This is a genomic window from Williamsia sp. 1138 (assembly GCF_002095435.2).
Classification (GTDB): domain Bacteria; phylum Actinomycetota; class Actinomycetes; order Mycobacteriales; family Mycobacteriaceae; genus Williamsia.
On record NZ_MJEJ02000024.1, the window covers coordinates 22,120 to 35,771 of the forward strand.

Here is a 13,652-nt window from a genome sequence, read left to right on the forward strand (position 1 = left end):
TGTCGGCTCGCGTGGGAGCGGTGTCGAGGTCGCCGATTTCAATACGGCGAGGGTGGCGTGAGAAAATGAGTCGATGCTCATTGCCGGGGTGATCCTTCGTGCAATGATCTTCCGATCATCTGCGGTCAGCAACGGCGCTGGCCTGGAGTAAGAGGTGCAGCCCACCTGTGGAGTGTCAGCGCTGGTGGACGTGATTTAAGGCTTGCCTAACGGGGTAAGTCCCAGCTCACTTGCCGTATCCTCTGCTGAAACGGTGCGCCCCGCGTGGGCGCGATGTTAAGGGCGAATAAGTATGAAGCACGCTCCCGGCCCTATAGGGCTCTACGATCCGCAGAACGAGCACGACTCGTGCGGTGTTGCCTTTGTCGTCGACATGCATGGTCGACGCAGTCGCGACATCGTCGACAAGGCGATCTCGGCACTGGTGAACCTCGAACATCGAGGTGCTGCCGGAGCCGAGCCGAACACCGGCGACGGCGCCGGCATCATGATCCAGGTCCCGGACGCGTTCTTCCGCGCCGTGGTCGACTTCGATCTGCCCGCCGAGGGTTCGTACGCCACCGGTGTCGCGTTCCTTCCGCAGGGTTCCGGCGACGCCAAGACCGCGTGCGACGGCGTCGAGAAGATCGTGACGTCCGAGGGCCTCACCGTCCTGGGCTGGCGCGATGTCCCCATCGACGAGAGTTCGCTGGGCGCTCTGGCGCGCGACGCGATGCCCACGTTCCGCCAGATCTTCATCGCCGGTGCCGCCGGTGACGACCTCGAGCGTCGCTCGTACGTCGTGCGCAAGCGCGTCGAGACCGAACTCGGCAACAAGGGCGCCGGGCAGGATGGCCCGGGCCGCGAAACGGTCTACTTCCCAAGTCTTTCCGGACGTACCTTCGTCTACAAGGGCATGTTGACCACCCCGCAGCTGCGGGGCTTCTACGTGGACCTGCAGGACGACCGTGTCGAGAGCGCGCTGGGCCTGGTCCACTCGCGCTTCTCCACCAACACCTTCCCGAGCTGGCCGCTGGCCCACCCGTTCCGTCGCGTCGCCCACAACGGTGAGATCAACACCGCGACCGGCAACGAGAACTGGATGCGGGCGCGTGAGGCGCTCATCGACACCAGCGTGTTCGGCGAGGGCACCGGCGAGAAGATCTTCCCCGTCGTCACCCAAGGTGCTTCTGACACCGCACGCTTCGACGAGGTGCTGGAGTTGCTGCACCTCGGTGGACGCTCGCTGCCGCACGCCGTGCTCATGATGATCCCGGAGGCCTGGGAGCGGCACGAGTCGATGAAGCCGGAGCACCGGGCTTTCTACGAGTACCACTCGACGCTCATGGAGGCCTGGGACGGTCCCGCGTCGGTCTGCTTCACCGACGGCACCCTGATCGGCGCCGTCCTCGACCGAAACGGACTGCGCCCGAGCCGCATCTGGGTCACCAAGGACGGATTGGTCGTGATGGCGTCGGAGGTCGGTGTCCTCGACATCGATCACGGTGACGTGGTGCAGAAGTTGCGCTTGCAGCCCGGCCGGATGTTCCTCGTGGACACCGCCGCCGGTCGCATCGTCGACGACAACGAGATCAAGGACGAGCTCGCCGCCGAGCACCCGTATCAGGAGTGGCTCGACGAGGGCATGAAGCACCTCGACGACCTGCCCGGTGAGCCACACAGCCACATGGCGCATGATCGGGTGAAACTGCGTCAGCAGGTCTTCGGCTACACCACCGAGGAGATCAGCCTGCTGGTCGAGCCGATGGCCCGGACCGGCGCAGAGGCGATCGGCTCGATGGGCACCGACACCCCCATCGCGGTGCTCTCACAGCGACCCCGGATGCTGTTCGACTACTTCCAGCAGATGTTTGCCCAGGTCACCAACCCGCCGCTCGACGCCATTCGCGAAGAGGTCGTCACCAGCATCGGCGTCACGATCGGCCGCGAGGCCGACCTGCTGAACCCGGGTCCGGAGTCGTGCAAGCAGATCGTGCTGCCGCAGCCGATCCTCGACAACGACAACCTGGCCAAGCTCGTACGTCTGGGCGAGGACGAGCGTTTCGCCGACTACCGCAGCGTGCAGATCCGTGGCCTGTACCCGGTCGCCGACGGTGGCGCCGGATTGCGCAAGGCCCTCGACGACGTCCGCACGCAGGTCTCCGAAGCCATCGCCGCCGGCGCCCGGCTGGTGGTCCTGTCGGACCGCGAGTCCGACGAGACCCTCGCGCCGATCCCGTCGCTGCTGCTGACCTCGGCCGTTCACCATCACCTCGTCCGCGAGAAGACCCGCACCCAGGTCGGGCTCCTCGTCGAGGCCGGTGACGCCCGCGAGGTGCACCACATGGCCGCGCTCGTCGGTTTCGGCGCCGCCGCGATCAACCCCTACATGGCTCTCGAGACCATCGAGGACATGGCGCTGCGTGACGCCCTGGGCGGACTCGACTACAAGACCGCGCAGAAGAACTACATCAAGGCCGCGGGCAAGGGCGTGCTCAAGGTGATGTCGAAGATGGGCATCTCCACGCTGGCGTCCTACACCGGCGCGCAGCTGTTCCAGGTCATCGGCATCAACCAGGACACCGTCGACGAGTTCTTCACCGGGCTGCGGTCGCATCTCGGTGGCATCGGTCTCGATGAGATCGCCGCCGACGTGGCCGTCCGCCACGCCATGGCCTTCACCGGTCGACCCGAAGAGCGGGCGCATCGCGAGCTCGAGGTCGGCGGTGAATACCAGTGGCGTCGCGAGGGTGAATACCACCTGTTCAACCCGGACACCGTCTTCAAGTTGCAGCACTCCACCCGCACCGGTCAGTACTCGGTGTTCAAGGAGTACACGAAGCTCGTCGACGACCAGTCCAAGCGCATGGCGTCGCTGCGCGGGCTGTTCGACTTCAACTTCGACGACCGCGATCCGATCCCCATCGACAAGGTCGAGTCTGCGCGCGACATCGTCAAGCGGTTCTCCACCGGCGCGATGAGCTTCGGCTCCATCTCGGCGGAGGCTCACGAGACCCTCGCGATCGCGATGAACCGTCTCGGCGGTCGCTCGAACTCCGGTGAGGGCGGCGAGGACGTGCGCCGGTTCGAACACGACGAGAACGGCGACTGGCGGCGCAGTGCCATCAAGCAGGTCGCCTCGGGCCGCTTCGGCGTCAACTCGCACTACCTGACGAACTGCACCGATATCCAGATCAAGATGGCCCAGGGTGCGAAACCCGGTGAAGGCGGACAGCTCCCGCCGCACAAGGTGTACCCGTGGGTTGCCGAGGTCCGTGGTTCGACACCCGGTGTCGGACTGATCTCGCCGCCGCCGCACCACGACATCTACTCGATCGAGGATCTCGCACAGCTGATCCACGACCTGAAGAACGCGAACCCGGCAGCTCGGATTCACGTGAAACTTGTCTCCGAGGTCGGTGTCGGAACGGTTGCTGCCGGCGTCTCGAAGGCTCACGCCGACGTCGTGCTGATCTCCGGTCACGACGGCGGAACCGGTGCGACGCCGCTCACGAGCGAGAAGCATGCCGGCGGACCCTGGGAACTCGGTTTGGCCGAGACCCAGCAGACCCTGCTGCTCAACGGCCTGCGTGACCGGATCGTCGTGCAGGTCGACGGCCAGCTCAAGACCGGCCGCGACGTCGTCGTCGCCGCACTGCTCGGCGGTGAGGAGTTCGGTTTCGCCACCGCACCGCTGGTGGTCTCGGGTTGCATCATGATGCGGGTCTGCCACCTCGACACCTGCCCGGTGGGCGTCGCGACGCAGAACCCGGTGCTGCGTGAGCGGTTCACCGGCAAGCCCGAGTTCGTCGAGAACTTCTTCCTCTTCATCGCCGAAGAGGTCCGGGAGTTGCTGGCGCGACTCGGGTTCCGGACGCTGCAAGAGGCCGTCGGACAGGTGCAGATGCTCGACACCGCCAAGGCGCTGAATCACTGGAAGTCGGCGAAAGCGGGCAAGCTCGACCTGTCGGCCATTCTGACGCAGGCGGATTCGCCGTTCATGAACCAGGATCTGTACTGCTCCGGCAGTCAGGACCACGCCCTGGACAAGGCGCTCGACCAGCAGCTGATCGCCCAGGCGCGCGCCGCCATCGACAAGGGTGAGCGGGTCAGCTTCTCGTCCGACATCGCCAACGTCAACCGCACGGTCGGCACGATGCTCGGCCACGAGATCACCAAGAACTACGGTGCCAACGGCTTGCCGGACGGCACGGTGATCATCGACTTCAAGGGTTCTGCGGGCAACAGCTTCGGGGCGTTCGTTCCGAAGGGTGTGACGCTGCGTCTCAAGGGCGATGCCAACGACTTCGTCGGCAAGGGACTCTCGGGCGGGCGGATCGTGGTCAGCCCGGCCGACAACGCGCCCGCAGACTTTGTGGCAGAAGAGAACATCATCGCCGGCAACGTCATCGGATTCGGTGCCACCGGCGGTGAGATCCTCCTTCGCGGTGTCGTGGGCGAACGCTTCTGCGTGCGTAACTCCGGGGCGACCGCGGTTGTCGAAGGGGTTGGCGACCACGGGTGCGAGTACATGACCGGTGGACGTGTGGTGGTTCTCGGACCGACGGGCCGTAACTTCGCCGCCGGTATGTCCGGTGGCATCGCCTACGTGTACGACCCGGCGAACGTCCTGAAGGACAACCTGAACACGGAACTGGTGCAACCCGAAGAGCTGGAAGCAGAGGATCTCGAGTTCCTCGAAGCCATCGTCGGCAAGCACCGCAACGAGACCGGATCGCCGGTCGCAGAGAACATTCTGAGCGACTGGGACAGCAACTCCCAGAAGTTCGTCAAAGTGATGCCCCAGGACTACAAGCGGGTGTTGCAGGCTATCGCCTCGGCCGAGAACGACGGGCGCGATGTCGACGAGGCAGTGATGGAGGCCGCACGTGGCTGATCAAAGAGGCTTTATCAAGCACACCGAGCGGGAATTGCCCCAGCGGCGGCCGGTGCCCCTGCGGTTGATGGACTGGAAAGAGGTGTACGAGGATTTCGACCACGACACCCTCAAGACCCAGGCCAGTCGCTGCATGGACTGCGGAATCCCGTTCTGCCACAACGGTTGCCCGCTCGGCAACCTCATTCCCGAGTGGAATGACCTGGTGTACAAGGACCGCTGGGCCGACGGCATCGAACGCCTGCACGCGACCAACAACTTCCCGGAGTTCACCGGCCGCTTGTGCCCGGCGCCCTGCGAGGCGTCGTGCGTGCTCGGTATCAATCAGCCGGCGGTCACCATCAAGCAGGTCGAGGTCGAACTCATCGACAACGCCTTCGACGAGGGCTGGGTCAAGCCGGTGCTGCCGTCGGTCAAGACCGGCAAGTCGGTAGCCGTCATCGGTTCCGGGCCCGCGGGTCTGGCTGCGGCGCAACAGCTCACCCGGGCCGGCCACGACGTGACGGTCTTCGAGCGGGCCGACCGCATCGGTGGACTGCTGCGTTACGGGATTCCCGAGTTCAAGATGGAGAAGCGGCACATCGATCGCCGGCTCGAGCAGATGGAGGCCGAAGGCACGCAGTTCCGCCCCGGCGTCAATGTCGGTGTCGATCTCACGGTCGAGCGGTTGCGGGCCGACTTCGATTCGGTGATCCTCGCCAACGGGTCGACCCAGGGTCGCGACCTGCCCATCCCCGGGCGTGATCTCGACGGCATCCACCAGGCGATGGAGTTCTTGCCGTGGGCCAACCGCGTACAGCAGGGCGACGACATCCTCGACGCCGATGGCCAGCCGCCGATCAACGCCAAGGGCAAGCGGGTGATCATCATCGGCGGCGGCGACACCGGCGCCGACTGCCTCGGCACCTCGCTGCGGCAGGGCGCCGAGATCGTGCACCAGTTCGAGATCATGCCCAGGCCGCCGGACGAGCGCGCCGAGTCGACCCCGTGGCCGACGTACCCGCTGATGTTCCGGGTCTCCTCGGCCCACGAAGAGGGCGGCGAGCGGGTGTTCTCCGTGAACACTGAGGAATTTGTCGGCAACGACGGCAAGGTCACCGGGTTGCGCGCGCACGAGGTCAAGATGAACAACGGCCGGCCGGAGAAGATGGAGGGCAGCGACTTCGAACTCGAGGCCGACCTCGTCCTGCTCGCCATGGGCTTCATCGGACCCGAGCGTGCCGACTTCCTCGACAAGCTCGGCGTCGACTACAACGAGCGTGGAAACGTCAAGCGCAACGACAATTTCGAGACGACCGTGCCCGGCGTCTTCGTGGCCGGGGACGCCGGCCGTGGGCAGTCGCTGATCGTCTGGGCGATTGCTGAGGGAAGGGCGGCCGCCGCCGCTGCGGACCGCTTTCTCGCCGGTGAGACCTTGCTGCCCGCACCTATCGTCCCGACGCAGGCGCCGCAGCGGTAGGACTCGCGAAACCGAGTCCGAACTGCAATGATGAGTCCGGGTTCGGGGAGCTTACGAGTCAGATGACGGGTGGGGAACTGCCCGGCGCGATCTATGAACGAGGGAAAGTACATGCGCGTGCGGCGGTGGGTCAGTGCTCTGGCGGCAGGAATCTTGACGGCGGGTACCGTCAGCGTTCTCTCCGCACCGACGGCGGTTGCCGACCCGGCGGACTGCCCTGAGCTCTACGTTCTGGCCATCCCGGGAACCTGGGAGAACTCGGCCGACGGGCAGGTGCCCGGCATGTTGTCGTACCCGACCTCGGGGCTCGGATCGGAGACCAGGGTCCAACTGGTCGGTTACAACGCCACCGCGTTCCCGTGGGAGACCGGCGGCAGCATCTACGGCAAGTCGAAGGCCCAGGCCGTCGCCAACGCCGAGGGCTTGGCCATCACCATGACCAAACGGTGCCCCGCCACCAAGATCGCCGTGATCGGCTACAGCCAGGGCGCCGACGCAGCCGGCGACTTCGCCGCCGAAGTCGGTACCCGCCGCGGTGTCATCAAACCGAGCCAGTTCGCGGGCGCCGTGTTGATCTCGGATCCGCGCCGCACCAAACGGGACGCGCTCATCGGTCCGAAGCTCTCCGGTGAAGGCAACGGCGGACCTCGTCAGGGCGGGTTCGGCTGGGTCAGCGACCGCACGTTCACGATCTGCGAGCCCGGTGACCAGTACTGCAACATCCCGCGCGACTATTACGTCTCGCGGATCGCCGGGTACTTGGCGGAGACCAGTGACCCCAATCCCGATCAGCTCGGTCAGTACCAGGCCGAGGCCTGGGCGATCGTCAGCGAATTGGTGACCAGGGGTGGGCCCGGCGCGCTTGTCGACGAATTGAGCAACGAGAAGGCTCGCGCACAGATCGTTGCGTTCAACCGCTTCCTGCAATCCGGTTCGCATGGGGATTACGCCAACTTCCAGGTGGAGCCGGGCGTCACCGCGTTGCAGTGGGCACAGAACTATCTCGCAGGCCTCGCCTGACGCTCGCCCTGTGTGATTCCTGGGGCAGATGGGGTTTCCCCGCGTGTGCTCCCCGGGAAGATGCCAAGCCCGGCGTAACGTGGCTCACGTCACAGCGTTTGGAGACCAATATCGCGATGACCTGCGAAGAGTAACAACGCTTTTGGTCGTCACGACACACAGGGCGAGAGATGCTGATGTCTTGACTGGCGATGGACTGGCCGACGACATACAGTATCGACAAGAGTATCCACTGCATTAAACAGGATGTGATCCGTCGTGAAGCTGGCGAACCCCCGCACCCGCCGCCGAACCCAACTGCTCGGAATGACCCCACATATCTTCGGGTCCGATGGTTATATCGCGCACCGGCGTCTCGCTCGGCGGTTGCCCGAGAACGGCGAACGACTCGTCACCACGGCCGAACTCCGCAGCTTCAACCTCTGACCGCGAGGTAGGCACCGAAGTCGTCGATCAACTCGGCGGCGAGAGTCGGCTGCTGCACCACGAAGAAGTGGCGCGCAGGGCTCAACGGCCGGTACTCGGCCCCCAACAAGCGCGCGAACCGCTGCTGCTTCCAGTTCCAGAACACATGCACCGGTGTTCGTCGAGCGGGCAGCGCCGACACCACCAGTGCGGGAGTCGACAGCGGATGAGTGCGTCGCAGCCCGATCAGCTGTGAGTTCAGCACACCAAAGGCTGCCTGTTCGACCAGCAGCGCCCGGGGATAGCGGGATCCACCGTAGACTTCGGCGATCCAGAGCCGCTGCGTCTTCGTGAATCCACCCGGCGGACCGGGTCTGGTGGCGATGGCATGCCCGCGGACCCCGGCAGAGCGTGGCAGTCGCAAAGCCTTGATGAAACGTGCCGCAAGGTGGGCGAGGCCGTTGCTCCAACTCGGCGGAACAAGCTGCAACGGCAGCATCACGTACGAGCCGTCGAGCATGATCACGCCCGCGACCCGGTCCGGCCTACTCCTCGCGTAGGCCTCGGCGTAGAGCGAGGCCAGCGAATGTCCGGCCAGCAGGACGGGTTCGGTGATCCCGAGGGCATCGAGGACCGCATCGATTCGGTCGACCTCATCGGCGATCGACGGGATCTGGCCGGCCGGCAACGAATCGGACAGGCCGTATCCCGGCCGGTCGTACCGGATGACCGTCCAGCGATCGGACAGGATCTCGGTGACCTGATCGAAATCGAACCAGTTGCCGCCCAATGCCGCGAGAAACAGCAGCGGCGGCCCCTCCCCGTCGACCACGACATGGGTTCGGAGCCCCGCAATCGTGTGAAAGGTCCCGGGTGGCTGCACCTGCGCCAGTTTAGGCCGGGTGGCTCTACTCGCGCCCACCGACGAGGTCGCGCATCCGTTCGCGGCGGTTCACGTACTTCTCGTAGCGCTTCTCCGCACGTGCGATCTTCTTCGGCGAGTAGAAGCGCTTGGCCCAGAACGAGGTCGGATGGGCCAAGCGACACGCTCCGACGAATCCGAGCAGCGGCACCGGCAGCCCGATCAATCCGGTGGCCAGCTTGCCCTTGAGCAGGGTGATGACGGAATAGGTGATGTGGATGACGACGCTGCCGGCGGCCGCCAGGATGCCGAGTGCGTTCGATCCGGGCTCGTCGACGCCGATCGGTGAGGTTCCCACCAGCAGGGCCAGACCCACCACGGCCGCGATCATGACGGCGTCGATCGACTTACGGCCCTCCTCGGACCAATAGACGTCTTCGAGGTGGAGCCACAAGGCGAACTCGTCGAGGGCCAGCGCCGCGCCGATCCCGAACATGGCGGCGAGGACCTCGCGCCATGGTGAGTCGGGCTGGAAGCGGAACTCGAGCAGACCGGCCACCAGGATGAGCAAGATGCCCCACACCTGGTGGTGGATGTGCACGCCACCGATGTAGATGTCGTTGACGGCGCCACCCGCATCGGCGTCCTCGGTCGGCGGTGCTGCGCTGCGGGCCTTGATCTTCCGGGTGATCGCGCGGGTGATCCCGTAGGTGACGACGAACCCGATCAAGGCCACCAGCGCGGCGGACCGCCCCGTGTCGACGACGTGTTTGATGTACCAGTCCACCGACTAACCCGCCGGACCTGTCGGCGGGGGAAGCAGCGGGGTCACTTCGGCTTGGCGAGCGGGAACGCGAGGGTTTCCCGGATCGACTGCCCGGTGAGGAGCATGACGATCCGGTCGACACCGATACCCAGACCGCCGGTCGGGAACATCCCGTGCTCGAGGGCCTGCAGGAAGTCCTCGTCGAGCTCCATCGCCTCGGGATCGCCGCCTGCCGCCAGCAGTGACTGCTCGGTGAGGCGCTTGCGCTGCTCCACCGGGTCGGTCAACTCGGTGTATGCGGTACCCAGCTCGACTCCCCACGCCACCAGGTCCCAGCGCTCGGTGACTCCGGGTATGGTCCGGTGCTGCCGGGTCAACGGCGACACCGACGTCGGGAAGTCCTTGTAGAACGTCGGGAACGTCGTCTGGTCCTCGACGAGATGTTCGTACATCTCGAGCGCCACCTGGCCGGCGTCCCAGTCGTTGCGGTAGGGGATCTCATGCTTGTCGCAGAGCGCTTTGAGCGTATCGACGTCGGTGTACGGGGTGACGTCTTCGTCGATCGCCTCCGACACCGCGCCGTGCAGCGTCTTCACCGGCCATTCGCCGGAGATGTCGACCTTCTCGATCACCCCGTCCTTGCCCTCGATGTAGACCACCTGCTCGCCGTGTGCCGCGACGGCGGCGTTCTGGATCATCTCTCGGGTCAGATGCAGCATCCGGTCGTAATCGCTGTGCGCCTCATAGGCTTCCAGGCTGGTGAACTCCGGGTTGTGCTTGAAGTCCACGCCCTCGTTGCGGAAGTTGCGACCCATCTCGAAGACGCGCTCCAGGCCGCCGACGCACAGTCGCTTAAGGTAGAGCTCCGGCGCGATGCGGAGATAGAGGTCGAGGTCGTAGGCGTTGATGTGGGTGCGGAACGGCGCGGCGTTGGCCCCGCCGTGGATCTGCTGGAGGATCGGGGTCTCGACCTCCATGTAGTCGCGGCCGCCCAGGTAGTCCCGCATCGACTTCACGATCGCGCTGTGCACGCGCATCAGCTCGCGCGCCTTGGGGTTGATGGTCAGGTCCACGTACCGCTGGCGGACGCGGGCCTCGGGATCGGTGAGGCCACTCCACTTGTCGGGCAACGGATGTAGACACTTGCCGAGCATCCGCCAGTCCTTGGCCAGCAGCGACAGCTCACCTTTGCGGCTGCGGCCGACGACACCGCTGACCTCGATGAGATCGCCGAGGTCGACGGTGCTCGCGAGGTCCAGGGTCTCCGGCCTCAGTGCGCTCGCGTCGACGAGTACCTGCATGTCGCCACTCCAGTCGCGGACGTCGCAGAAGACGACCTTGCCGAAGTCGCGCATGCGGATGACACGGCCGGCGATCCGGCCGGTCGTGCCCTCAGGGGCGGCCACGGCCTCGGCGATGGTGTGGGTGGGCGGGTAGGCGGGCGGATAGGGGTCGACGCCTGCGGCGGTGAGCTGTTCGAGTTTCGCCAGCCGGACGCGTACCTGTTCGGGGCGCCGCGGACCACGGTGTTCGGCCTTCTCCATACCCGCGATCTCGGCGGCCACGGCATCGACGTCGACGCCCTCGGGGATCGACGACGCCTGACCCGTGAAGTCCCGGCCCTTGCCGAACTTGGGGAGTTTGACGAACCCCTCGTTGACGACTGCCGCCAGGCCGACACGAGGCACCGTCCGGGCATCCTCGAAGCAGAGGAAGCGCGGCACCCACTCGGGCTGATACTTGGCGTTCGATTTGTACAGCGACTCCATCTGCACGTACTTGGACGCGAAGGTCAGCGCGCCGTACATCGTGCGCATGATCGGGCCAGCGCCGATCTGGCCGCCCTCTTCGAACACGGCGCGGAAGGCGGCGAAGTTCATCGAGATGTACAGGATCCCGAACGCCTCGGCGTTCTCGGCGAACTCCGTCACCATGGTCTCGGTGAGCCCGTTGATCGAGTTGTGGTCGCGGCGCATCACGTCGAGCGAGGCCCCGGTGGTGCCCCACGGCACGAAGGAGAGCATGCCGACGACCTTCTCGTCGTCGGTACCGGCGTTCTGCACCGCTTCGACGAGGATCGACCGGCCGTCCTGCGGATCGCCGAGGCGACCGAGCGCCATGGAGAAGCCGCGCTCTTCGTCGGTGTCACGCCAGGCGTCGGCACGGCCGATCATCGCGGCCATCTGCTCTTCGCTCAGGTCTTCGTGACGGGCGATGCGCACGGTGATCCCGGCGCGCTTGGTACGGGCGACCGACTGCCGCACGGCTTTCATGTCCGGACCGTTGAGGTTGTATCCGCGGGTGTGGACGATCGCCTCGTCGCCGATGTTCAGCGTGGTGAATCCGGCCGCTTCCCAGACCTCGGCCCCGTGGATGCTGACGCCGATCGCACCCGGATGCCATCCGTATTGATCACAGACCTTGATGAACTCGGCAACCGCGTCGGGCCAGTACTTCTTGTCGCCGACGGGGTCTCCGCCGGCCATGGCGGTGCCGACCTCGACGCGATAGGTGATCGCCGCCATGCCGTTCGGCGCGAAGACGACCGCCTTGTCGTGCCGGGTGGAGAAGAAGGCCAGCGAATCGTCGCCGCTGTACCCCTCGATCAGCAAGCGGATGAGGCGTTCGTCCGCAGGCGTCATCGAGTTGCTGGAGCGCTGCGACCGGAACAGGATCAGCGCGGCCGCGATGAGCGCCAGGGCGCCGAGCAGGCCGAGGAAGGTCTCCAGCGCGGCGTAGGTGTGGTGGTTGTCGAAGTCGGTGGAGACGTCGATCGAGCCGAAGGTCACGACGTGGTTGATCGCGTAGGGCAACCGCTCGGACTGCTTCAGGTCGCGCGGCCAGATCTCGACCAGGCCCCAGCCGATCAGGGATGCCGCGACCAGGCCGGCGACGAGAACTCCGAGCGCACGCCAGATCGCGCCTCGGCGGACCTTCGTATAGAACTGCCGGTAGCTGGCGATGAGGTAGCCAAGGGCGAGCAACTGGATCGCGAGGCCGATGAAGATGTTGACCCGGACCACCGTGTCGACACCGTTCTCGGAGGCGAAGGGCTCGAAGAGATAGATGACGTTGGCCGTGCCGAACAGCAGGATGTAGACGACGGTGAGCCACCAGGCGATCCGCTTACGCGAGGCGAGCGCAAACGCCAACAGCGCCAGCACGAATGCCCACGCGAAACTGGTGTCGGGGGCGACGACAATGTAATTGTCGACGTACGTGCGAGGCACTTCGGTGAGCCGGCGGAATTGCACCGAGAGACTGCTGATGAGGGAAATGGCGGCGAGGACGCCGACCACCCAGCTCGTGTGCCGGGGTGCGTTCTTGAAAAATCCCGACGGGGCAGTTCTCCGCACCATGTGATGCTCGGTTGGCCTTGCCAGTTCCTGGCTTTCAGGTAAATCCACGCTCACAGGTGTTGCCTTTCCACGGCTGGTCCGACGTAACGTTAGCGTGGCGATGCGATGATTGAACGGTGAGCCGAGAAACAATTCCGATCCGCGACAACACCATCCGTCTGGGCCAGTTCTTGAAACTCGCAAATTTGATCGAATCCGGGTCGGAAGCCAAAGAAGTGATCGCCGACGGACTGGTGAGCGTCAACGGCGACACCGAGACCCGGCGGGGCCGGCAACTGGTGGTCGGGGACGTGGTGGAGATCGGTGGCACCGAGGCGGTCGTCGGGTCCGGAGACGAGCCGGAGCCGGACATCACCTGGTGACCGACACGAAGCCTTGTTACCGGCGGGTAAGTACGAGTCGTTAGGCTGTTGTCCATGACTGAGACGACCTTTGTCGCGACGGCCGATCTGGTGGATGAGATCGGCCCGGACGTACGCAGCTGCGATCTTCAATTCACCCAATACGGGGGCAGGCGTGAGTTCGCGGGCCGGGTCACGACCGTGCGCTGTCTGCAGGACAATGCCCTGCTCAAGGAGATTCTCGGCGAACCGGGCAACGGTGGGGTGCTGGTGATCGACGGCTCGGGATCGCTGCACACCGCCCTCGTCGGCGACGTGATCGCGGAGCTGGGCCGCTCCAACGGCTGGGCCGGGATCATCGTCAACGGCGCGATCCGCGACGCCAAGATCATCGGGACCCTCGACATCGGCGTGAAAGCGCTGGGTACCAATCCTCGCAAGTCCACCAAGTCCGGCGCAGGGGAGCGCGATGTGCCGGTCGAGCTCGGCGGCATCACCTTCACTCCCGGCGACCTGGCGTACAGCGACGACGACGGCATCGTCCTCGTCGCGTCTGAATAGGGG

General features: G+C 65.4%; 9 protein-coding genes. 6 read left to right on the forward strand and 3 right to left on the reverse strand.

Annotated features, from left to right (window positions below; genetic code table 11):
- Positions 1-292 precede the first annotated feature (292 nt).
- The 4 genes from gltB to BH683_RS28570 all read left to right on the forward strand — a co-directional run bounded on the left by gltB (position 293) and on the right by BH683_RS28570 (position 7,781).
- On the forward strand, positions 293-4,876 hold the full coding sequence (gene gltB, locus BH683_RS03030) for a glutamate synthase large subunit (protein ID WP_084834798.1): 4,584 nt from the start codon (positions 293-295) through the stop codon (positions 4,874-4,876).
- Positions 4,869-6,335, forward strand: a complete 1,467-nt coding sequence (locus BH683_RS03035; protein WP_084834799.1) for a glutamate synthase subunit beta — start codon at positions 4,869-4,871, stop codon at positions 6,333-6,335. The genes gltB and BH683_RS03035 overlap by 8 nt, the downstream gene beginning before the upstream one ends.
- 111 nt (positions 6,336-6,446) lie before the next feature.
- Positions 6,447-7,355 (forward strand): cutinase family protein, encoded by a 909-nt coding sequence (locus tag BH683_RS03040; protein ID WP_084834832.1) that lies wholly within the window; start codon positions 6,447-6,449, stop codon positions 7,353-7,355.
- Between the two features lie 258 nt (positions 7,356-7,613).
- Positions 7,614-7,781 carry a hypothetical protein gene (locus BH683_RS28570; protein ID WP_168176599.1) on the forward strand — a complete coding sequence of 56 codons (168 nt, stop codon included), beginning with the start codon at positions 7,614-7,616 and terminating at the stop codon, positions 7,779-7,781.
- On the opposite strand, the gene BH683_RS03045 is transcribed toward BH683_RS28570, so the two are convergent.
- The 3 genes from BH683_RS03045 to lysX are packed head-to-tail and all read right to left on the reverse strand — an operon-like array spanning position 7,771 to position 12,744.
- Positions 7,771-8,643, reverse strand: coding sequence for an alpha/beta hydrolase (locus BH683_RS03045; protein ID WP_246833163.1), 873 nt, complete (start codon positions 8,641-8,643; stop codon positions 7,771-7,773). The two genes, BH683_RS28570 and BH683_RS03045, sit on opposite strands and share 11 nt — an antisense overlap.
- Positions 8,644-8,668: 25 nt before the next feature.
- Complete coding sequence (locus tag BH683_RS03050; RefSeq protein WP_094647206.1) at positions 8,669-9,409, reverse strand: hypothetical protein; 741 nt, start codon at positions 9,407-9,409, stop codon at positions 8,669-8,671.
- A gap of 41 nt (positions 9,410-9,450) precedes the next feature.
- The gene (lysX, locus tag BH683_RS03055) at positions 9,451-12,744 is read right to left on the reverse strand and encodes a bifunctional lysylphosphatidylglycerol synthetase/lysine--tRNA ligase LysX (RefSeq protein ID WP_246833164.1); all 3,294 of its coding nucleotides are present in this window, start codon (positions 12,742-12,744) and stop codon (positions 9,451-9,453) included.
- A gap of 119 nt (positions 12,745-12,863) precedes the next feature.
- On the opposite strand from lysX, the gene BH683_RS03060 reads away from it, so the two are divergent.
- Both BH683_RS03060 and rraA read left to right on the forward strand, forming a co-directional pair.
- Entirely contained in the window at positions 12,864-13,109 is a 246-nt protein-coding gene (locus BH683_RS03060) for an RNA-binding S4 domain-containing protein (protein ID WP_084834801.1), read from the forward strand.
- A 54-nt stretch (positions 13,110-13,163) separates the two neighbouring features.
- On the forward strand, positions 13,164-13,649 hold the full coding sequence (rraA, locus tag BH683_RS03065; RefSeq protein WP_084834802.1) for a ribonuclease E activity regulator RraA: 486 nt from the start codon (positions 13,164-13,166) through the stop codon (positions 13,647-13,649).
- Positions 13,650-13,652: the final 3 nt, after the last annotated feature.